At 72.1% G+C, this 21,552-nt stretch carries 16 protein-coding genes and 2 pseudogenes; 3 read left to right on the top strand and 15 right to left on the bottom strand.

The window, feature by feature from the left end:
• Window positions 1-35: 35 nt before the first annotated feature.
• The 10 genes and pseudogenes from JOE64_RS00090 to JOE64_RS00045 all read right to left on the bottom strand — a co-directional run bounded on the left by JOE64_RS00090 (window position 36) and on the right by JOE64_RS00045 (window position 11,657).
• Window positions 36-725, bottom strand: coding sequence for a response regulator (locus JOE64_RS00090; protein WP_204962382.1), 690 nt, complete (start codon window positions 723-725; stop codon window positions 36-38).
• Complete coding sequence (locus JOE64_RS00085; RefSeq protein WP_204962381.1) at window positions 722-3,337, bottom strand: sensor histidine kinase; 2,616 nt, start codon at window positions 3,335-3,337, stop codon at window positions 722-724. The genes JOE64_RS00090 and JOE64_RS00085 overlap by 4 nt, the downstream gene beginning before the upstream one ends.
• A gap of 59 nt (window positions 3,338-3,396) precedes the next feature.
• The gene (gene kdpC / locus JOE64_RS00080; protein WP_204962380.1) at window positions 3,397-4,005 is read right to left on the bottom strand and encodes a K(+)-transporting ATPase subunit C; all 609 of its coding nucleotides are present in this window, start codon (window positions 4,003-4,005) and stop codon (window positions 3,397-3,399) included.
• A 23-nt stretch (window positions 4,006-4,028) separates the two neighbouring features.
• A pseudogene (gene kdpB, locus JOE64_RS00075) lies at window positions 4,029-6,229 on the bottom strand (potassium-transporting ATPase subunit KdpB).
• Between the two features lies 1 nt (window position 6,230).
• Window positions 6,231-7,913: a potassium-transporting ATPase subunit KdpA gene (kdpA, locus tag JOE64_RS00070; protein WP_204962379.1), complete on the bottom strand. Its 1,683-nt coding sequence runs from the start codon at window positions 7,911-7,913 to the stop codon at window positions 6,231-6,233.
• On the bottom strand, window positions 7,913-8,002 hold the full coding sequence (locus JOE64_RS00065; RefSeq protein ID WP_204962378.1) for a potassium-transporting ATPase subunit F: 90 nt from the start codon (window positions 8,000-8,002) through the stop codon (window positions 7,913-7,915). The genes kdpA and JOE64_RS00065 overlap by 1 nt, the downstream gene beginning before the upstream one ends.
• Window positions 7,999-8,172, bottom strand: a complete 174-nt coding sequence (locus tag JOE64_RS00060) for a hypothetical protein (RefSeq protein ID WP_204962377.1) — start codon at window positions 8,170-8,172, stop codon at window positions 7,999-8,001. The genes JOE64_RS00065 and JOE64_RS00060 overlap by 4 nt, the downstream gene beginning before the upstream one ends.
• A 222-nt stretch (window positions 8,173-8,394) precedes the next feature.
• Window positions 8,395-9,786, bottom strand: a complete 1,392-nt coding sequence (locus tag JOE64_RS00055) for an NAD(P)/FAD-dependent oxidoreductase (protein WP_204962376.1) — start codon at window positions 9,784-9,786, stop codon at window positions 8,395-8,397.
• On the bottom strand, window positions 9,783-10,244 hold the full coding sequence (gene sufU / locus JOE64_RS00050; protein WP_204962375.1) for a Fe-S cluster assembly sulfur transfer protein SufU: 462 nt from the start codon (window positions 10,242-10,244) through the stop codon (window positions 9,783-9,785). The genes JOE64_RS00055 and sufU overlap by 4 nt, the downstream gene beginning before the upstream one ends.
• An 87-nt stretch (window positions 10,245-10,331) precedes the next feature.
• The gene (locus JOE64_RS00045; RefSeq protein WP_204962374.1) at window positions 10,332-11,657 is read right to left on the bottom strand and encodes a SufS family cysteine desulfurase; all 1,326 of its coding nucleotides are present in this window, start codon (window positions 11,655-11,657) and stop codon (window positions 10,332-10,334) included.
• Between the two features lie 266 nt (window positions 11,658-11,923).
• Here JOE64_RS00045 and JOE64_RS00040 point away from each other — a divergent pair, with 266 nt between their 5' ends.
• Window positions 11,924-12,874 carry a hypothetical protein gene (locus JOE64_RS00040; RefSeq protein WP_204962373.1) on the top strand — a complete coding sequence of 317 codons (951 nt, stop codon included), beginning with the start codon at window positions 11,924-11,926 and terminating at the stop codon, window positions 12,872-12,874.
• A gap of 125 nt (window positions 12,875-12,999) precedes the next feature.
• On the opposite strand, the gene JOE64_RS00035 is transcribed toward JOE64_RS00040, so the two are convergent.
• Window positions 13,000-15,051, bottom strand: coding sequence for an APC family permease (locus tag JOE64_RS00035; protein WP_204962372.1), 2,052 nt, complete (start codon window positions 15,049-15,051; stop codon window positions 13,000-13,002).
• A 50-nt stretch (window positions 15,052-15,101) separates the two neighbouring features.
• Between JOE64_RS00035 and JOE64_RS00030 the strand changes: the two genes are divergently transcribed.
• Window positions 15,102-16,184 (top strand): VanZ family protein, encoded by a 1,083-nt coding sequence (locus JOE64_RS00030; protein ID WP_204962371.1) that lies wholly within the window; start codon window positions 15,102-15,104, stop codon window positions 16,182-16,184.
• On the opposite strand, the gene JOE64_RS00025 is transcribed toward JOE64_RS00030, so the two are convergent.
• The 4 genes from JOE64_RS00025 to JOE64_RS00010 all read right to left on the bottom strand — a co-directional run bounded on the left by JOE64_RS00025 (window position 16,169) and on the right by JOE64_RS00010 (window position 21,118).
• Complete coding sequence (locus JOE64_RS00025; RefSeq protein ID WP_204962370.1) at window positions 16,169-17,053, bottom strand: hypothetical protein; 885 nt, start codon at window positions 17,051-17,053, stop codon at window positions 16,169-16,171. The genes JOE64_RS00030 and JOE64_RS00025 overlap by 16 nt on opposite strands.
• Entirely contained in the window at window positions 17,050-18,273 is a 1,224-nt protein-coding gene (locus JOE64_RS00020) for an amidohydrolase (RefSeq protein ID WP_204962369.1), read from the bottom strand. The genes JOE64_RS00025 and JOE64_RS00020 overlap by 4 nt, the downstream gene beginning before the upstream one ends.
• Window positions 18,274-18,343: 70 nt before the next feature.
• A complete protein-coding gene (locus tag JOE64_RS00015) occupies window positions 18,344-19,417 on the bottom strand; it encodes a LacI family DNA-binding transcriptional regulator (RefSeq protein WP_204962368.1) in 1,074 nt (357 codons plus the stop codon).
• A gap of 12 nt (window positions 19,418-19,429) precedes the next feature.
• On the bottom strand, window positions 19,430-21,118 hold the full coding sequence (locus JOE64_RS00010) for a glycoside hydrolase family 13 protein (RefSeq protein ID WP_204962367.1): 1,689 nt from the start codon (window positions 21,116-21,118) through the stop codon (window positions 19,430-19,432).
• A gap of 200 nt (window positions 21,119-21,318) precedes the next feature.
• Here JOE64_RS00010 and JOE64_RS00005 point away from each other — a divergent pair.
• Window positions 21,319-21,552: pseudogene (locus tag JOE64_RS00005) on the top strand (adenine phosphoribosyltransferase); the annotation flags it as partial.

Here is a 21,552-nt window from a genome sequence, read left to right as displayed (position 1 = left end):
CGAGCGCGGCTCGGGTCCGCCGCCGGCGGTCCGCCTCAGGCGGGATCGAGCACGAGCCGGTACCCCATGCCCTGCTCGGTGAGCAGATGCCGGGGGTGCGCCGGGTCGCGCTCGAGCTTCTTGCGCAGCTGCGACATGTACAGCCGCAGGTAGCCCGAGTCGGCGACCTGGTCGGTGCCCCAGATCTCCTTCAGAAGCGTCTGGCGGGTGACGAGGGCGCCCGGGTTCCGGGCGAGGAACTCCAGCATCCGCCACTCCGTCGGCGTGAGGTGGACGGGTGCGCCCGCCCGTGTCGCGCGCGTCTCGGCGAGGTCGACCTCGACGTCGCCGAAGTGGACGACGGGGGTGGCGGATGCCCCGCTGCGACCCCCGGTGCGGCGGGCGAGCGCCCGCAGGCGGGCGAGGAGTTCGTCGACCTGGAACGGCTTCGTGACGAAGTCGTCGGCACCGGCATCCAACGCGTCGACCTTGTCGGCCGAGCCGGTGCGGCCCGACACGACGATGATCGGCACGTCGGTCCACCCGCGCAGCGCGTGGATGACCTGCACGCCGTCGAGGGCCGGCATGCCGAGATCGAGCATCACGAGGTCGGGGCGCGACTGCGCGGCGGCGGCGATCGCGGCAGCACCGTCGACGGCCGTCACCACGTCGTAGCCGTGCGCGCCGAGCGTGATCCGCAGGGCCCGCACGAGCTGCGGGTCGTCGTCGGCGATCAGGATCCTCATGGCGTCCCTTCGTGCGAATCGGTGGCTGGTGCGGTCGCCCCCGCCGCGGCCACCGGAAGCGCGACCACCATGGTCAATCCTCCCCCGGGGGTGTCTTCGGGGCGCAGCTCGCCGCCCATGCCCTCGGTGAATCCCTTCGACAGGGCGAGACCGAGGCCGAGGCCGGTCGTGTTGTCGGTGTCGCCGAGCCGCTGGAACGGCGCGAACAGGTCGCCGTGGCGCTCGGGCGGCACACCGGGGCCGTGGTCGACGATGCGCAGTTCGACGCGCTCGCCGAAGACGCTGGATGCCGCGCGGACGCGCATTCCCTCGGGGGAGTGCCGGCGTGCGTTGGCGAGCAGGTTCACGACGACCCGCTGCAGCAGGGCCGCGTCGGCGCGGGCGGCGGGCAGCAGCGGATCGAGCGCCAGGTCGAGGGTGTCGGGACCGAGCCCGAGTTCGTCCGCCGCCAGGAGGACGACGTCGGCGAGCTCCACCGCCGTCGTCGAGACGGCGAGCACACCGGCCTCGACCCGACTGACGTCGAGCAGGTCGGTGACGAGAGACGACAGCGTCGCGAGGCTCTCGTCGGCGGTCGCGAGCAGCTCGTCGCGATCCGAGGGCGACAGCGTGTCACCCGCGAGTCGAAGACCGCCGACGGCGGCGAGGGCGGCCGCGAGGGGCCGGCGCACGTCGTGGCTCACGGCCGACAGCAGCGCCGTGCGTACACGGTCGGTCTCGGCGAGGATGCCTGCGTCGCGCGCCGCGGCGGTGAGCTCGCCCTGCTCGGCCGCCGCCGCGACCTGCGTCGCGATGACGTCCAGCAGTCGACGCTCGTCACCCCCGATCGCGTCGCCGTGGAGCTCGAGGGTCAGGGGCATCCGTTCCCCCTCGCCCGGCGCGACCGGGATCGCCACCCGTTGCACGCGGGCCACGCCCGCGGCCCCGTCGTCCGTGCCGCCCGCGGCCTCGCCGGTACGCGTCTCGCCCGCCTCGGCGCCCGCCGGCGCCTCGCCGTCGCTCGCGATCGTCCGGCCCGCGCCGTCGACGAGGCGGACGCCCGCCAGGCCGAACGCCTCGCGCGTGCGGCTGACGAGCGCCGCGAGCGCACTCTCACCCCGCAGCACGCTGCCCGACACGGTGGCCAGCAGCTCCGACTCGGCGGCCGCGCGGCGGGCGACGCGGGTGCGCCGCGCCGCCTGGTCGACGATCCAGCTGACGAGCACCGCGATGACGACGTAGAGCGCCAGCGACAGCGCGTGCAGGGGATTGTCGATCGTGACGGTGTACCGCGGGTCGATGAACAGGTAGTCGAGGGTGAACCCCGACAGCACGGCGGCGAACAGGGCGGGCCAGATGCCGCCGACGAGGGCGACGACGACGACCAGCAGCTGATAGGCGAGCACGTCCGAAGTGATCGTCTCGTCGTTCGAGGTCGCGAACAGCAGCCACGACAGCAGCGGACCGCCCAGGACCGCCACGACGAAGCCGTACACGCGGCGGCGCACGCTCAGGGCCCCGCGCGTGAGACGCGGCAGCCGAGCGCGTCCCGCCGCGGCGGCGTGCGTGACGATGTGCACGTCGATGTCGCCCGATTCGCGGATGACCGTGGCGCCTATGCCGGGCCCCGTCACCGCCGCCGAGAGGCGGCTGCGGCGGCTCGCGCCGAGGACGAGCTGGGTCGCATTGACCGACCGTGCGAACTGCACCAGCGTGCGCGGCGTGTCGTCGCCGACGACCTGGTGGTACGTGCCGCCGAGCGACTCGACGAGCGCCCGCTGGGCCAGCAGCGCACCGGGCGCCGCGCCGCGCAGCCCGTCGTGGCTCGTCACGTGCACGGCCAGCAGTTCACCGCCCGCGGCCCGCGCCGCGATCCGCGCGCCGCGGCGCAGCAGCGTCTCGCCCTCGGGGCCGCCGGTGAGGGCGACGACGACCCGCTCGCGCGCCTGCCAGACATCCGTGATGCCGTGCTCGTCGCGGTAGAGCTGCAGAGCGCTGTCGACCTCGTCGGCGAGCCAGAGCAGGGCGAGTTCGCGCAGCGCCGTGAGATTGCCCAGCCGGAAATAGTTCGACAGTGCGGCGTCGATCCGCTCCGCCGGGTAGACGTGGCCGGCCGCCAGACGGTCGCGCAGCGACTGGGGGGCCAGGTCGACGACCTCGATCTGATCGGCACTGCGCACCACGGCATCCGGCACCGTCTCTCGCTGCGCGACGCCCGTGATCTGCGCGACCGCCTGCCCGAGCGAGTCGATGTGCTGCACGTTGACGGTCGTGATCACGTCGATGCCCGCGTCGCGGATCGCCTCGACGTCTCGCCAGCGCTTGTCGTGACGCGAGCCCGGTGCGTTCGTATGGGCGAGCTCGTCGACGAGGACGAGGTCCGGATGCCGCTCGAGCACCGCGTCGAGGTCGAGCTCGTGCAGCTCCACCCCGCGATGCCGGGCGACGCGCAGCGGCACGGACGGCAGCCCCTCGGCCTGCGCGGCGGTGGCGGCGCGGCCGTGGGTCTCGACGACGCCGATGACGACGTCGTGCCCCTCGAGGAGCAGTCGGCGCCCCTCTTCGAGCATCTCGTACGTCTTGCCGACACCCGGGGCGGCACCCAGCAGCACCCGGAGCCTGCCGCGTCTCATGCGTTCACCCTAGTTCCGCAGCCTCGGCCGCCGGCCCGGGCGCTCTCGCGTCGTCCACGTCAGTGCCGGGTGTCGAGGGCGAGGTTCAGGGCGAGGACGTTGACGCGCATCTCACCGAGAAAGCCGAGATCGCGCGCGGTGGTGTGCGCGGCGACGAGCCGCTCGACGTCGGCGACCGACATCCCCCGCGCCGCGGCCACGCGGGGAGCCTGCAGCAGGGCGTAGGCGACCGAGATGTCGGGGTCGAGTCCCGACGCCGAGGCGGTGACGGCGTCGGCGGGCACGGCGGCCTCGGGCATGCCCTCGCGGGCGGCGATCGCGGTGCGCCGCTCGGCGATCGCCGAGACGAGGTCGGGATTCGTCGGGCCGAGGTTCGACCCCGACGACGCCCCGCCGTCGTAGCCCGAGCCCGCGGCGGACGGCCGGCTCTGGAAGTAGCCAGGCAGCGCCGCGCCGTCGGCATCCGTGAAGGACTGACCGATCAGCGCCGAGCCGACGACGGTTCCCTCATCGTCGGAGAGGGGCGAGCCGTTCGCCTGCGCGGGCAGGACGAGCTGCCCGAACGCGGTGATGAGGGCGGTGTAGCCGACGCCGAGCACGAGGGTGGCGACGAGCATCGCGCGGATGCCGACGCCGGTCGCGCGCAGCAGAGGACGGGTGCGGGACATGATGATCTCCTCCGAGGGTGGGCTCAGAAGCCCGGAATGAGGCTGACGACGAGGTCGATGAGCTTGATGCCGACGAACGGGGCGATGACGCCGCCGAGGCCGTAGACGAGCAGGTTCCGACCCAGGATCTGCGAGGCGCTCGCCGGCCGGTACCGTACGCCGCGCAGGGCGAGCGGGATCAGGATCACGATGATGATCGCGTTGAAGACGATCGCGCTCGTGACGGCGGATGCCGGGGAGTGCAGCTGCATGACGTTCAGCGCCGCGAGCCCGGGGAAGACCCCGAGGAACATCGCGGGGATGATCGCGAAGTACTTGGCGATGTCGTTCGCAAGCGAGAACGTCGTGAGGGCGCCCCGCGTGATGAGCAGCTGCTTGCCGATGCGCACGATGTCGATGAGCTTCGTCGGGTCGGAGTCGAGGTCGACCATGTTGCCGGCCTCTTTCGCCGCCGAGGTGCCCGTGTTCATCGCGACGCCGACGTCGGCCTGCGCGAGCGCGGGGGCGTCATTCGTCCCGTCGCCGGTCATCGCGACGAGCGCGCCCCCGGCCTGCTCACGCTGGATGAGGGCGAGCTTGTCTTCCGGGGTCGCCTCGGCCAGGAAGTCGTCGACCCCCGCCTCGGCCGCGATGGCGCGGGCGGTGAGCGGGTTGTCGCCCGTGATCATGACGGTGCGGATGCCCATGGCCCGCAGCTCGGCGAACCGCTCCGTCAGCCCCTCTTTGACGACGTCCTTCAGGTGCACGACGCCGAGCGGAACTCCTCCAGATCGGGGGTCGAGCACGGCGACCACCAGCGGGGTTCCGCCGGACTGGGCGATCGCATCGGTGATCTGGAGGAGTTCGGCCCGCTGCTCGGGCGACGGTGCGTGCCCCTCTGCGTCGAGCCAGGCCAGCACGGCGCTGCCGGCGCCTTTGCGGATCTGGGTGCCGCCGGGCAGATCGAGCCCGCTCATGCGGGTCTGGGCCGTGAACGGCACCGGCGTGGCATCCGACGGCGCATCGATGTGCACCCCACGGGCCGCGGCGAGCTCGACGATCGAGACGCCCTCGGGAGTCGGGTCGGACAGAGAGGTGAGGGCGGCGGTGCGCGCCAGCTCGCTCTCGTCGATGCCCGTGAGGGGGCGGAAGGCGCTCGCACGGCGGTTTCCGTAGGTGATCGTGCCGGTCTTGTCGAGGAGGAGGGTCGTGACGTCGCCGGCAGCCTCGACCGCGCGCCCCGACATCGCCAGGACGTTGCGCTGCACGAGGCGGTCCATGCCCGCGATGCCGATGGCCGACAGGAGCGCCCCGATCGTCGTCGGGATGAGGCACACCAACAGCGCGATCAGCACCGGGATACTGACGGGGCTCGCGACGTACGAGGCGATCGGGTTCAGCGTCAGCACCACGACGACGAAGACGATCGAGAGGCTCGCGAGCAGGATGTTCAGCGCGATCTCGTTGGGCGTGCGCTGGCGGCTGGCGCCTTCGACGAGGGCGATCATGCGGTCGACGAAGGTCTCGCCGGGGCGCGAGGTGATCCGCACGACGATCCGGTCGCTCAGCACCCGCGTGCCGCCCGTGACGGCGCTGCGGTCGCCGCCCGATTCGCGCACGACGGGTGCGGATTCGCCCGTGATCGCCGACTCGTCGACCGTGGCGATGCCGGCGACGATGTCGCCGTCGCCGGGGATCAGCTCGCCCGCCGAGAGATCACGACATCGCCGAGGGTGAGCTCGGACGACGCGACGTCGTCGGTGCCCGCGGCGGATGCCTCGGCATCCGTCTCCGCGTGGTCGCCGCGCACCCGGTGCGCGAGCGTCGACGTGCGGGTCTGCCGCAGCGCTTGCGCCTGCGCCCGCCCGCGCCCCTCGGCGACCGACTCGGCGAGGTTGGCGAACAGGACCGTGAGCCACAGCCAGATCGCGATGCCCCACGTGAAGCCCGCCGGCACGGGCGATCCGCCCGAGGGCTCGGGGCCGCCGAGGAACGGCTCGGCGACCGCGATCGCGGTGGTGAGGGCGGCGCCGGCCCAGACGAGGAACATGACGGGGTTCCGCCACAGCTGTGCGGGGTTCAGCCGGCGGACCGCGCCGGGCAGCGCCTGGGCGAGCTGGGCGACACCGAAGGCGCGCGGGGCCGGGCGCGTCGTGCGGGTGGCATGCGTGCCGGCGCCGTCCGCCTGCGACGAACTGCCGACCGCCGAGGCGAGGGGGGTGTGGGTGTGATCGGTGATGTTCATGTCAGACGAGACCTTCCGCCAGGGGACCCAGCGTGAGAACGGGGAAGTAGGTGAGGGCGGTGATGACGACCGCGACGACGGCCAGCAGCCCGACGAACTGCGGTCGATGGGTGGGAAGGGTGCCCGCCCCGGCGGGCACGACCTGCTGACGGGCGAACGATCCGGCGAGGGCCAGCACGAGCACGATCGGCAGGAAGCGCCCGAGCAGCATCACGATGCCGAGCGCCGTGTTGAACCACGGAGTGTTGGCAGTGAGCCCCGCGAACGCGGAGCCGTTGTTGTTCGCGGCCGACGTGAACGCGTAGAGCACCTCGGTCATGCCGTGCACGCCCGGGTTGAGGATCGAGGTCGCCTCGACGTCGGCGCGCACCGCGGGGATCGCGAAGCTCAGCGCCGTTCCGGCGAGGACGAGCGTCGGTGTCACCAGGATGTACAGGCTCGCGAGCTTGATCTCGGCGGGCCCGATCTTCTTGCCGAGGTACTCGGGCGTCCGCCCGACGAGCAGCCCCCCGACGAAGACCGCGATGACGGCGAGCACGAGCATGCCGTACAGCCCCGAACCGACGCCGCCGGGCGCCACCTCGCCCAGCATCATGTTCAGCAGCGGGATCATGCCGCCCAGCGGCGTGTACGAGTCGTGCATCGAGTTGACGGCACCCGTCGAGGTGAGGGTCGTCACGGCGGCGTACAAGGAGGACCCGAAGACGCCGAAGCGCTGTTCCTTGCCCTCCATCGCCGCACCGGCGAGCTGGGGCGCGACCCCGTTCCCGGCCGCCTCGAGCCAGGTGACGGCCGCGATCGACGCGATCGCGAGCGTCGACATGACGGCGAGGATCGCGTAGCCCTGCCGGTCGTCGCCGACCATTCGCCCGAAGGTGCGCGGCAGAGCCACGGGGATCACGAGGATCAGCAGCAACTGGAACAGGTTCGTCCACGGCGTCGGGTTCTCGAACGGGTGCGCCGAGTTCGCGTTGAAGAAGCCGCCGCCGTTCGTGCCGAGCAGCTTGATGGCCTCCTGAGAGGCGACGGGCCCGCCCGGGATCGTCTGTGAGCCGCCGGTGAGGGTGGCCACCTGCGTGAAGCCGGAGAGGTTCTGAATCACCCCGCCGGCGATGAGGACGATCGCGCCGACGATCGCGAGGGGCAGCAGGATGCGGCCGACGGCGCGGGTGAGGTCGACCCAGAAGTTGCCGATCGTGGCTGCGCCGCGGCGCGAGAGTCCGCGCACGAGCGCGATCGCGACCGCGATGCCCACCGCTGCCGACACGAAGTTCTGCACCGCGAGGCCGGTCGCCTGCACGAGATACCCCATGGTCGTCTCGGGCGAGTACGACTGCCAGTCGGTGTTCGCGACGAAGGATGCCGCGGTGTTGAACGCCAGGCCCTCGGGAACCGCCGGCAGGCCGAGCGAGGCGGGGAGTGCACCCTGCAGCCGCTGCAGCGCGTAGACGAACAGCACGCCGATCAGCGAGAACGCCAGAACACCCCGCAGGTACGCCTGCCAGGTCTGCTCGGCGCGCGGGTCGACGCCGATCACGCGGTATAGTCCGCGCTCGACGCGGGCGTCCTTCGTGGTCGTGAACACGCGGTGCATCAGATCGCCGACGGGGCGGTAGAGCAGAGCGAGGACGAGGACCAGAGCGGCGATCTGCAGCACGCCGAGCCACACGGTCGCGGCATCCATCAGAACCGCTCCGGCGTCACGAGGGCGACGACGAGGTAGACGACGGCGGCGACGCCGAGCACGGCCGCGATCACCGAGAACACGATCATCGGGTCGCCTCCGGCGTCGCTGCCGCTGACGGCGACGGATCGCGCCGCGCCGCACCACCGCGGCGGACGGAGGCGTCCTCCTGCGGCACGAGGCGCTCCACCCCCCGCGCGACCAGGCCGACGACCGCGAAGACCGCGAACGCCGTGAGGATGTAGATCACATCGAGCAACGGGGGACTCCAGACGCTGTCCGCCTCGCGTGAGGGGGCGGGTGCCCGCGGTGGGCACGGCATCCGATACAACTCCGACGGATGCCCGCGCGGCGGCATCCTCACGGTTTCCCTACGGATCGCGACGCCGTCCCTACGCCATCCTCACGTGCGCGACCGAAACGGCACCGGCCCCCGCTCGCGAGGCGAACGGGGGCCGGTGCGACGGCTCGGGGTGCGGCGTCAGCCGGCGTCCTCGGCCACGGCGGCATCGACGGCGGCCTGCTGCGTCGTGGTGAGACGGCGGCGCTCGGCCTTGGAGGGCCGGATCGCCGGCACATCGCCGACGATCGGCACGGGCGCACGGTGCAGGCGCACGCCGTAGCGCGCGACGAGACCCATCATCACGGTCATCTTGTTCCGCGGGCCGAGCAGGCTCGTGATGTGCACGAACAGCCAGGTGGCCCACGCCATGCGGCCCGTGAGCGGGATGAGTCTGCGCAGCAGCGGGATGCGGCCGAGGAAGCCGATCTGGTGCAGTACCGGCAGCTGCGAGATGCCGGGCACCTCGCCGATCGCCGCGCGGCGGCCGATGATGGCGAGCTGGCCCTTGTCCCAGTACTCGAAGGGCACGGTGGGCTGCCCGGCGATCAGGCGCACGATCTGGCGCGCTACGTGCTGACCGCCCTGGATCGCCGGCTGCGCGAGCTGGGGGAAGTCCTGCGGGCAGATCGCGACATCGCCCGCGGCGAACACGCCGGGCAGGCCCTCGACCTGCAGATCCTCGCCGACGCGGATGCGGTCGCCCTTGTCGAGGGGCAGGCTCCACTCGCGTACCTCTTCGTGCGGGGCGACGCCGGTCGCCCAGATCGTGAGGTCGGACGGCAGCACCGTGCCGTCCGACAGGCGCACGGCGTCCGCGCAGACCTCGTCGACCCCAGCGCCCAGGCGCAGATCGACGTGGCGGCGGCGCAGCTGCTCCGCCGCGTAGACGCGCAGCTTCGGCAGGAACGGCTTCAGGATCTCGCTGCGCTGCACCAGCGTGATGCGGAACGCGTCGCCGTGGAGCTCGGGGTAGGCCGGATCGAGACCCTGGTCGCGCAGCTCGGCGAGGGCGCCCGCCATCTCGACGCCCGTGGGGCCGCCGCCGATGACGACCACGGACAGGCCGCGGGTGCGATCCGCGTCGGCGGCGGCGCGCTCCAGGCGCGTGAAGAGGGTGTCGCGGATCGCGATCGCCTGCGACCGCGAGTAGACCGCGAACGAGTTCTCCTTCGCGCCCGGTGTGCCGTGGTAGGCGGTGGTCACGCCGTTCGCGAGCAGCAGGTAGTCGTACGAGAGCTCCTGCCCGTCGAGAAGGCGCACCGTGCGGGCATCCGTCTCGATCTCCATGAGGTGTTCGTGGACGATCTCGAGGTTCTTCTGGGCGATCCGCAGGCTCCGCAGGAAGTGCGTGACATCGCCCGGATTCAGTCCGCCCGTCGCCACCTGGTAAAGCAGCGGCTGGAACGTGTTGTACACGCGCCGGTCGATGAGGGTCACCCGCACGGGGGCGTTCCGGAGGGCGCGGGCCGCGGCGATGCCGGCGAAACCGCCGCCGACGATGACGACGTGGGGAACGTTCTGCGCGCTCATGCCTTCGCGATCGCATCCTCGAGCGCGACCCACGCGAGCATCGCGCACTTGACGCGAGCCGAGAACTTCGAGACCCCGGACAGCGCTGCCGCATCGCCGTAGACCTCCTCGTCGAGCTCGAGCTGCCCGCGCGAGCGCAGCGCCTCGCGGAACCCCTCGATGAGGGCGACCGTCTCGGCGCGGGTGAGGCCCTCCTCGGCGATCAGGTCGGCGAGCATCGAGGCGGATGCCTGCGAGATCGAGCAGCCGCGCCCCTCCCACGCGACGTCGGCGACGCGCTCGCCGTCGACGAGGGCGCGCAGGGTGATCTCATCGCCGCACACGGGGTTCTTCTGGTACGAGGTGCCGTACGAGCCGGCCGCGGCGGGGGCGTCGCCCTCGTCGGACAGCCCGAAGTGCTGCGGATGCTTGGAATGATCCAGGATCAGTTCGCGGTAGAGGGCGTCGAGGTCGCTCATGGTCGGGGTCGCCTTTTCTTCGAGATGGCGGGCGTCGGTGTCGGGGTGGAGCGTGTGGGGGTCGGATGCCGGCGCCCTGTGGGGCCGTCAGAGTCCGAAGTAGGGGCGGATGCCGCTGACGGCATCCAGGAACGTGTCGATGTCGCCGGTGGTGTTGTATAGCGCCGCCGAGGCTCGCACCGACGCCGTCACACCGTACCTGGTGTGCAGGGGCGCCGCACAGTGGTGCCCCACTCGCACCGCGACGCCGCGCGCATCGAGGAACTGCCCGGCGTCGTGCGCGTGCACGCCCTCGACGTCGAACGCCCAGAGACCGACCCGCGGGGCGCCCGCCGCGTCGCCCAGCAGTCGGATGCCGGGGATCTCGACGAGTCCCGCCCGCATGCGCTCGGCGAGCATGCTCTCGTGGGCATGGATGCGATCGAGACCGATGCCGTCGAGGTAGCGGACGGCGGCGGCGAGCCCGATGGCGGGGCCGATGGGCTGCGTGCCCGCCTCGAACCGCTGCGGCGGCGGCAGGTACTCGGCGTGATCGAGGGTGACGGTCGTGATCATCGACCCGCCGGTGAGGAACGGCGGCATCGCCTCGAGCACCTCGGCGCGCCCGTACAGCCCGCCGACGCCGTAGGGGCCGAGCATCTTGTGCCCGCTGAAGACGGCCAGGTCGACGCCGAGCGCCGGGAGATCGAGCGACAGATGCGGAGCCGACTGGCAGGCATCCATCACCGTCAGCGCGCCGACCCGCTGCGCGAGCGCGATGAGCTCGGCGATCGGGTTCACGATGCCGAGCACGTTCGAGACGTGCGTGAACGCGACGATGCGCGTGCGCTCGCCGATGAGCTCGGCGGCCGCGTCGAGATCGAGCGTGCCGTCGTCGTGCGCCGGGATGTGGCGGAGCACCGCGCCGGTGCGGGCGGCGAGCTCCTGCCAGGGGATGAGGTTCGCGTGGTGCTCGATCGCGGTCGTGACGATCTCATCGCCGGGGCGCAGGGCAAGACCTGCGGATGCCGGCGCCCCCCGTCCGACCGACGCGTTGCCGATCGAGTACGCGACGAGGTTGAGGCCCATCGTGGCGCCGCTGGTCCAGACGAGCTGTTCCGGGGCGGCTCCGACGAACCCGGCGACGGCGGCCCGGGCATCCTCGAACAGCTCCGTCGCCTCGGCGGCGAGCGTGTGGGCACCGCGGTGCACGGCGGCGTTCGCGTGCTCGAGGAAGTCGCGCTCGGCGTCGAGGGCGGCGCGAGGGCGCTGACTGGTCGCGGCGGAGTCGAGGTAGACGAGCGGATGCCCGTTCACCTGCTCGGCCAGGATCGGGAAGTCCTTCGCGATCGCCGCGGCGTCGAGCGGGTCGCACTGCGACCGCGCGGCGGCCGGTGCGGTCGCGGCGGCGGAAGACGCAGGCGCAGAAGTCACCCTCTTAGGCTAATCCCCGCGCTCGTGCTCGGCTCCGCGCCGGGTGTATGCCTGCCCCCCTGCCCCCTGCCCCCTGCCCCCCTGCCCCCTGCCCCCTGCCCCCTGCCCCCTGCCCCTGAGGCCCGGGCCTCGGGCCCCGGACTGTTCGAAGGCGCCGTCCTGCGGGTGCGGAGGCTCGGAGGCCGCAGATCGGCGCCTCTGAACGCCAGGTGCAGAGGCGACGGCGCGCGGGAGCGCGGGCGGGCGAGACGTGCCACCCTGGGTGGATGAGCGAGCTCGAGGCATCCGCGGCCGCCCTGCGTCGTGCGGCAGAAGACCGAACGCACCGAGTGCGGCTGGACGAGCAGGTCGCCGCCGCCCTGGCTCTGGCGGATGCCCGCAGTGCCGAGCTGACGCAGCTGCAGGCGCGTCTGCGGGTCGAGGAGTCCGACGTCCGTCGCTACGAGAAGATGTCGCCCTCGCGCCTGTGGGCGCTGGTGCGCGGGGACGCGGAGGATCGCCTCGCCCGGGAGCAGGCGGAACGGGATGTCGCCCGCCGCGCGGTCTTGAACGCAGCCCAGCGCCTCGACAGTGCACGCGGCGAACTGGCGCGTCTCGTCGCCGACCGCGACGCCCTCGGCGACGTCGAGTCGGCCTACGCCTTCACGCTCGCCGCACACGAACGCGTGGTGCGCGGCCACGGCGGGCCCGGCGTCGACGAGCTCGCGTTGATCGCTCGCGAGATCGGCGAGGCATCCGACGCTCTGCGCGAGATCGACGAGGCGATCGCGGCGCTCGCGGTCGCGACGGATGCCTTGCGCATCGCCTTCGAGAAGCTCGAGAGCGCGGGCGGATGGTCGACGTACGACACGTTCTTCGGCGGCGGGTTCTTCGCCGACGCGATGAAGCACGGCCGCATCGACGAGGCATCCGCGGCGTTCCAACGCGTCAACCGGGCGCTGGAGCGCCTGACCATCGAGCTGCGCGACGTGGGTGCGGGGCCGGTGCGCGGCGTCGAGATGTCGTCGTCTCTGGCCGTGTTCGACGTCGTCTTCGACAACATCGTCAGCGACTGGATGGTGCGGGACCGCATCGCCCGCGCACGGGAGGAATCCCTCGACCTGCGGGTGCGGCTCAGTGAGCTCGAGAAGAGCCTCGCCGAGCGTCGCCTCGCGGTGGCCGAGCGCCTGGCGAGCCTGGCGTCTCGCCGCGAGGCGCTGCTCCTGGCATCCCGCTGACCCGCCCCGCAACGCGCGCCCCCGCGCCCGCGCGCTCCGGTTCGGAGGCGCCACTGTGCGGATGCCCGGCCGCACGACCCGCGGTTCGGCGCCTCCGAGGGCGCTGGCCGGGGCGAGAGCCCGGGCTACGGCTGGTCGTCGGTGTGGGCGACCAGGCCGTAGCCGGCGATGCGTCCGGCGCGGTCGTCGCCGGGCAGGGGGCGCGAGCGGCGGCCGTAGATGACTTCCGACGAGTCGAGCAGCCACGGCACGAGCGTGATCTGCACGCCGTGCACGAGCATCAGCTGCTGGGCGATGCGGCGGGCGCGGCGGTTGTGCAGCATGCCCTCCCACCAGTGGCCGACGATGTACTGCGGCAGATACACGGTCACGACCGACGAGCCGTGCTTCTCGCGGTACTGGTTGATGAAGCGGGCCAGCGGGGGTGCGTACTGCCGGTAGGGCGACTGGATCACCACGAGCGGCACCGGCATCTTGTGGAACTCCCACTCGTCCTGCACCTCGCGCGCCTCTTCGGGGGTGACGGCGACGTGCACGGCCAGGGTCTTGTCGTGCCGCGCGGCGAGGGCGTAGTCGATCGCCTTCGCGACGGGCTTCTGCAGCGTGCCGACGAGGATGAGGGCGACGTCGCCGGACGACCCGTAGTGCACGTCGTCGTCCATCGAGATCTCGTGCGCGACATCGCGGTAGTACCGGTGCACGCCGATCATGAGGAACGACAGGATCGGGATCGCGAGGAACACCAGCCACGCGCCGTGCGTGAACTTCGTGATCGTCACGATGACGAGCACGACGACCGTGAAGGTCGCGCCGAGCGAGTTGATGAACAGTCCGCTGTAGGCCTCGCGCCGGGCGGCGGTCGCCTTGGGCGAGAGCAGCTTCAGCTCGCGCCGCCAGTGCTTGACCATGCCGATCTGGCCGAGCGAGAACGAGACGAACACGCCGATGATGTACAGCTGGATGAGGGTCGTCAGCTTCGCCTGGAAGATCACGAGCACGAGCACGGCGGCAAGGCCCAGGATGATCATGCCGTTGGAGTACACGAGCCGGTCGCCGCGCGTGTTCAGCGCCTTGGGCGCGTAGTGGTCGCGGGCGAGCACCGAGCCGAGCAGCGGGAAGCCGTTGAAGGCCGTGTTCGCGGCCAGCAGCAGCACCGCGGCGGTCGCGGCCTGGATGACGAAGAAGAGGATGCTGCCCTGCCCGAACGTCGCGGCGGCGACCTGCGCCATGAGGCTCGGCTGCACCGCGGCGGCGCAGTCGAAGCCGACGAGGTGGCACGGGTCTTCGGCGTAGTGGACGCCGGCGACGAGGGCGAGCAGGGTGAGGCCCGCGAACATCACGATCGCGATCGACCCCATCAGGACGAGGGTCGTCTGCGCGTTGCGCACCTTGGGCTTGCGGAAGGCGGGAACGCCGTTCGAGACGGCCTCGACGCCGGTCAGCGCCGAACAGCCGCTCGAGAATGCGCGCAGGATCAGCAGGATGACCGCGGCCTGCGTGAGGTCTTCGGCCTTGACGGCGTACTGGGCGCTCTCGGCGATCGGGGCATCCCCCAGACCCCAGCGCACGAGCCCGGTGACGATCATCAGCAGCACCGAACCGATGAACACGTACGTGGGGATGGCGAAGGCGGAGGACGCCTCGCGCACACCGCGCAGGTTCACGAGGATGATGAGGATCACGAACCCGACGGCGAGTTCGACGCGCCAGGTGTCGAGGCCCGGGATGGCCGAGATGATGTTGTCGACACCGGATGCCACCGACACCGCGACCGTCAGGATGTAGTCGACGAGCAGCGCCGCGGCGACGATGACGCCCGCCTTCTCGCCGAGGTTGGTGCGTGCGACCTCGTAGTCGCCACCGCCCGACGGGTAGGCCTTGATGAGCTGCCGGTAGCTCAGCACGACGACCACGAGCAGGGCGACGACGGCCGCCGCGACCCACGGGCTGAAGGCGAGGAACGCCGTTCCGCCGATGAGCAGGATCATGAGCAGCTCCTGCGGCGCGTACGCCACCGACGACAGCGCGTCGGAGGCGAAGATCGGCAGCGCCATCTTCTTCGGGAGCAGCTGTCCTTCGAGTTCTTCGCTCGTCAGCGGCTCTCCGATGAGGATGCGTTTGGCGATCGGTGTCTCCTCGGCCGCCGGGGACTTGTCATCGGTCACGGCGGGCGACATTACGCCCTGGCGCGTCCGCGCGCAATCCAGGCGCCTGCGAGGATCGACACATGGGAAACGAGGTCCTCTCCGGAGCCGTCGCGATCGCTCTCGGCGCCGTCGTGGGTGTGGCGCTGTTCGTTCCGTTCGTCGCGGTGAGCTACCGCCGTCGCGGCGGCCTGACGCTTGGGCGATTCATGCTGTGGGCGGCGGCTCTCGTCTACTTCTGGGCCATCTGGACGTACACGCTGCTTCCCCTCCCCGACGCCGAGAATTACGTCTGCGCGGGAGTCAATCTGGACGTCACGGCGTTCGTCCACGACCTGGGCGCGGCACGCAGCCTGACCGATGTCGCGGTGCTGCAGCTGGCCCTCAACGTGCTGCTGTTCGTGCCGCTCGGATTCTTCCTGCGCGTGCTCGGCGGTCGAGGCATCCTCGTGGCGCTCGGGGTCGGGTTCGGCATCTCGCTCGTCATCGAGACGACGCAGCTCACCGGGGTCTGGGGCGTGTACCCGTGCGCGTACCGCGTGTTCGACGTCGACGACCTGCTCACCAACACTGTGGGCGCCGTGCTCGGTTCGCTCCTCGCGCTCATCGTTCCCCGACGGCTGCGGGGCAGCGCCTCGGTGGATGCCGCGGGCCGCCCGCGTCCGGTCACGCGCGGCCGGCGGCTGCTGGCGATGGTGTGCGACGCGCTGGGCGGCTTCCTGGTGGCGTTCGCCGCCGAGACCGCGGTGCAGGTGTGGATCGCGTACGTCGTGCGCGATCGCGATGCCGTGCTCGACGGCGGCGCGGGGTCGGTCGCGGCGACGGTCGCACCTCTGGCCGTCTGGCTCACGGTCGTGTTGTGGACGGGGCGCTCGATCGGAGACCTCGCCGTCGAGCTGCGCTACCGGGGAGGGCGACTCCCCGCGGCGCTGGCGCGCCCCCTGCGCTTCCTCGGCGGCGTCGGCGGGTACGTGCTGCTGGGGCTGCTTCCCGCCGGATGGTCCGCGCTGCAGTTCGCGTTCGTCGTGGCATCCGTCGTGCTCGTCTTCACGACGGCCGGGGGGCGAGGCCTTCCCGGGGTGGTGTCGGGACAGCGGCTGACGGATGCCCGTGAGCCCGACGAGGCGGCGGTCACGGGCGCCGCGTCGGGTCAGAGCGGCGAGTAGCGGAACGACAGGATCGCGGTGATGACCGACCCGTTGGTGTCGGCGATCGCGCTGTACTGCGGCGCCCCGGCGGCGTTCGTGCGGGCGGTGTCGAAGACGAACCGGATCGCGCCCACGTTGCCGCGGGGGATCTCGACGTCGGGCCGCAGGGCGCGCACCGCGTCGACCGTCATCCCGATCGTCAGGCCGTGTTCGGCGACCATCTCGATGCCGCCCACCTGGTTGCGTGAGAACAGCGTGTACGAGGGCTGCGGGTACTGCGCACGGGGCGTGCCGCCGGGAGTCTCGATCATGTCGAAGAGCATGAAGCCCTCCCACTGGTAGACCGTGTAGTCGGGGTAGTGCGAGCCGTCGCCCGGTTCGACGCGCTGCGTGGGCTGTGCGCCGAAGGCGGCCGACAGCGCCGTGACGGCCTTCTTCGCATCGTCGGTCCACGCGTACGTGAACACCGGTGTGCCCGTCGCGTCGGCGAGGGCGAACCCGGTCGCCGAGAAGTCGAGCGCGACGGGTGTGCGGGTGGGGGTCGGCGAGGGCGTCGGCGACGAGGTGGGCGTGCCGGGGGCGGCCGTGTCGGTGCTCGCCGGCGGCGCCGGGTCGGCGTCGGTCGGCCCGCCCCGGGTGAGCGCGAACCCGAGCGTCACGACGACGGCGACCGCCAGCACGCCGGCGACGATCGCCAGGATCAGCGGCGTGCGCGACCCGTCGCCCCCGTCCGAGCCCGCCTCGCGCGGAGGCTTGGGGGTGCGTGGGGGTTTCGGTTCGCGCGGGGGCTCGGGCTCGCGGGCCGGTCGAGCCTCGCGAGTCGGTTGAGGCTCGCGGCGGGGCGGGTCGTCGCCCGCACCCGCGCCGAAGAGGTCTTCGAGGCTCACGCGAGGAATTCCCGGGCGGCGACGACGAGGGCGTCCACACCGCGCTCGATCGTGGGGTGCAGAATCGGCGCGAAGTGGGGGGAGTGGTTGGTCGGGATGTCTTCGTTGAGGGTGCCCCGGGCCACGGCATCCGCGAATGTCTGCGGGTCGACGCCGCCCCAGAACCAGAAGACGAGCGGCGCGCCCGCCTCGCGGGCGAACCACGAGACGTCCTCGCTGCCGGTGAACATGCCGGGGTCGATCACGGTGCCCTCGCCGAAGGCGCGGTTCCACGCGGCGGTGAGTCGCGCCGTGGCATCCGCGTCGTTGATCGTCGGGGGCAGCGAGTGGTCCGTCGTGATCACGGGCTCCTGTTTCGCGCCGGATGCCTGGGCTTCGGCCCGCACGATGCGCTCGACCCGCGCCAGGACGTCGGCGCGGGCCTCGTCGTCGGGGTAGCGCAGGCTCAGCTCGAGCTTCGCCTCGGCGGGGATGATGTTGTTCTTCAGTCCGGCGTGGATCGAGCCGACGGTCACGACCGCCATCTCGCGCGGGTCGATCTCGCGCGAGACGATCGTCTGCAGACGCATGACGGTCGCCGCCGCCATCACGACCGGATCGATCGTCGCGTGCGGGCGCGAGCCGTGCCCGCCGCGACCCAGCAGACGCACCGTGAGGCCGTCGGATGCCGCCATCTGCGTCCCCGGGCGCACGCCGATCGTGCCGGCGGGCAGCGGCGTCAGGTGCTGGCCGAGCACGATGTCGGGGCGGGGGAAGCGGTCGAGCACGCCGTCGGCGATCATCGCCTGCGATCCGGCGCCGTACTCCTCGGCCGGCTGGAAGACCGCGACGACGGTTCCGGACCACTCGTCGCGGGTCGCGAGAAGCTTCTCGAGCGCGCCGAGCAGCGCCGTGATGTGCATGTCGTGACCGCAGGCGTGCATCACCGGCACGTCGGTACCCGCCGGGTCGACGCCGCGCGCCGTGCTCGCGTAGGCGAGCCCGGTCTGCTCTTCGACGGGCAGGCCGTCCATGTCGGCGCGCAGCCACACGACGGGGCCCTCGCCCGGCGCCGTGCCCGTGATGCTCGTCGCGACGCCCGTCTTGCCGAGACCCTCGACGTAGTCGAGCCCGAGTGCCGCGAGCTCGCGGGCGACGACGCCGGCGGTCCGTGTCTCCTGGAAGGAGAGCTCGGGGTGGCGATGCAGGTCGATGTAGAGGGCTTCGAGGTCGATGCTCATGCCCCGAGCCTACGTGGGGCCCCGGGGGCGGTGCCGGACAGCTCGGTGCCCCGGTCGGGAAGCCCGCGGATCAGCCCCGCGGCGGCGCGGTCGTGCCGCGGACGACGAGCGAGAACGGCAGAGCGGGCTCGGATGCCTCGGTGCGGCGCGGCGAGTCGGCGTCGGATGCCGCGGCGCCCTCCCCCGCGGCGGCCTGATCGCCCAGCATCGCCAGCATCGCCTCGGCGGCGCGTTCGCCCTGTGCATGCGGGAACTGGTCGATCGTCGTCAGCTCGAACAGGCCCCCCAGGTCGTGGCCGTCGACGCCGATCACCGAGAGGTCGCGAGGCACGTGGACATCGCGTTCCCGGGCGGCGGTGAGCACGCCGTAGGCCATCTCGTCCGACGCGGCGAAGATCGCCGTCGGCGGCTCGTCCCCATCGAGCAGACGCGCGGCGGCGTCGTGACCGCCCGCCACGGTGAAATCCGCCGGAACGAAGACCGCGGCCGGGGCGCCGGCATCGGCCATCGCCGCCTCGAAACCCCGACGGCGTCGCGTGGGGATGTCGACGTCGGGCGTGCGCCCGGGTGTCCCCGCGGCATCCGTCGTCACGCTCTGCCCGATGTGCGCGATGCGGCGGTGACCGAGACCGAGCAGGTGTTCGGTCGCGGCACGGCCCACCGCGGTGTCGTCGACCCGCAGCGCCGGCAGCCCGCCGCGCGGCACGCCGAGCCCCAGCACCGGCCGTCCGAGGCCGCCGAGGGCGGCGATCTCGTCGTCGGTCAGGGCGACCGACAAGACGATGACGCCGTCGACCCGCCCGCGCCGCAGCGACGTGTCGAACAGGCGACGGCGCTGATCGGGGTCATCGGTGAGGTTGTACAGCGTCAGGTCGTAGCCGCGGGGGGCGAGGCGGGTCGCGATGCCGTCGAGGACGCTGGCGAAGAACCAGCGGTCCATGATCGGCACGACCACGCCGATGTTCTGGGCACGGCCCGAGGCGAGCGACGACGCCGTGGCGGATGCCACGTAGCCGAGCGCCTCGGCGGCGGCGCGCACGCGCGCGCGGGTCGCGGCCGAGATGCGCCCGCGCCCGCTGAGGGCACGAGACGCGGTCGCGGTCGAGACCCCTGCGGCGCGGGCGACGTCGTCGAGACTCGTCACGTCAGCGCCCGGTCACTCCGCCCGCAGCCACACGGCGGTGTCGACGGGCAGCTCCGCCCCCGCGATCGGCTCGCTCGCGACGAGCACGGTGCCGGAGGGGAGGGGCAGGGGGCGGGTGCCGAGGTTGGCGATCACGGTGACCTCGCCGTTGCGGAAGGCGATGACGTCGTCCTCGTAGCCGTGGAGCCAGGTCAGGGAGCCGGCTCCGAGGTCTTCGGCGCGGCGCGTCGCCAGGAGTTCCCGGTACAGCCACAGGGTCGAGTCGGGGTCGTCCTCCTGCACGTCGCGGGCCAGGGTCTCCCACTCGGCGGGCTGCGGCAGCCACGATGCGCCCGAGCCATCGGCGGGCCCGAAGCCGTACGCCGGAGCCGACGCCGTCCAGGGGATCGGCACGCGGCATCCGTCACGGCCGTAGCGCTCACCGTCGGTGCGGAACCACGTCGGATCCTGCCGGGCCGCGTCGGGCAGGTCGATGACCTCGGGCAGGCCGAGCTCTTCGCCCTGGTACAGGTACGCCGAGCCGGGCAGGGCGAGCATGATCGACGTGGCGGCGCGGGCGCGGCGCAGGCCCAGGTCGGGGATCGGCTGACCGGGCGAGTCCGGACCGATGCCGTGCCCCTGCGGGTTCTCGGCCGTGAGAGCCAGACGCGATGCGTGGCGCACGACGTCGTGGTTCGAGAGCACCCAGGTCGCGGGCGCGCCGACCGCCGGGAAGGCGCGCAGCGACTCGGAGATCACTTCGCGGATGGCGGGTGCCTGCCACTCGGTCATGAGATAGGGGAAGTTGAACGCCTGGTGCATCTCGTCGGAGCGCACCCACTCGGCGGTGCGGTCGACGGTCGGCAGCCACGCCTCGGCGCAGAGCGCCCGGTCGCCGTCGTACTCCGCGAGCACCCGGTGCCAGTCGCGGTAGATCTCGTGCACGCCCTCCTGGCCCCAGTACGGCGCCTCGTCGTGACCGCCCATGCTGTCTCCGTCGACCGGCGGCAGGTGGTCGGGGAGGCCGTCAGTCTTCACGAGCCCGTGCGCGACGTCGACCCGGAACCCGTCGACGCCGCGGTCGAGCCAGAAGCGCAGGATGCCGCGGAACGACTCCTGCACCTCGGGGTTCGACCAGTCGAAATCGGGCTGGCTCGTGTCGAACAGGTGCAGGTACCACTGGCCGGGCGTGCCGTCCGGCTCGGTCACCCGGGTCCAGGCCGGGCCTCCGAAGACCGACTCCCAGTTGTTCGGCGGGAGTTCGCCGTTCTCGCCCGCGCCGTCGCGGAACAGGTACCGCCCGCGCGCGGTGCTGCCGGGGGCGGAGGCGAGCGCCTCCTGGAACCAGACGTGCCGGTCGGAGCTGTGGTTCGGCACAAGGTCGACGATCACGCGGATGCCGCGGGCGTGCGCGGCATCCAGCATCGCGTCGAAGTCGGTGAGGGTGCCGAACAGCGGGTCGACGTCGCAGTAGTCGGCGACGTCGTATCCGGCGTCCTTCTGCGGCGACCGGTAGAAGGGGCTCAGCCAGATCGCGTCGACGCCGAGAGAGGTCAGATCGTCGAGGTGGGCGGTCACACCGGGCAGATCGCCGATGCCGTCGCCCGAGGCGTCGGCGAACGAACGGGGATAGATCTGGTAGATCACGGTGGTGCGCCACCATTCCGCGCCAGGGCGGCTGTCGGCGAGATCGGGGGCGGGAGAGGTCAGCTGCGACGTCATGGCATCCAGCATAGCGCAAGCGCTTGCGCATAGATCGACTCGGGTTGCTCGGGTGGGTTCGGTCGTGTCGACCTCCCGGTTGCGGGGCACAACTCCGGAGATCTGTGGGCGGGGAGGCGGAAACGCGGCCGTGGAGGAGCGGGAGGCGCAGAAACTCCGGAGTTGCGAACCGGGTCGTGTGCGGCGCGTAGCCTGGACCGGTGACCTCAGAGGCCCTCGCGCGCGCCGAGTCGCTCATCGCGACGATCCCCGATTTTCCCGAACCCGGCATCCTGTTCCGCGACATCTCGCCGCTGATGGCGGATGCCGCCGCGCTCCGAGCCGTCGTCGACGCGGTGATCGAGCCGTTCGCCGACGCGTTCGATGTCGTCGCCGGCGTGGAGGCACGCGGGTTCATGCTCGCCGGTGCCGTCGCGATCGCCGCCGGCGTAGGC

It is taken from the genome of Microbacterium dextranolyticum, assembly GCF_016907295.1.
GTDB classification, from domain to species: Bacteria; Actinomycetota; Actinomycetes; order Actinomycetales; family Microbacteriaceae; genus Microbacterium; species Microbacterium dextranolyticum.
This window is presented reverse-complemented; position numbering and strand designations above follow the sequence as displayed.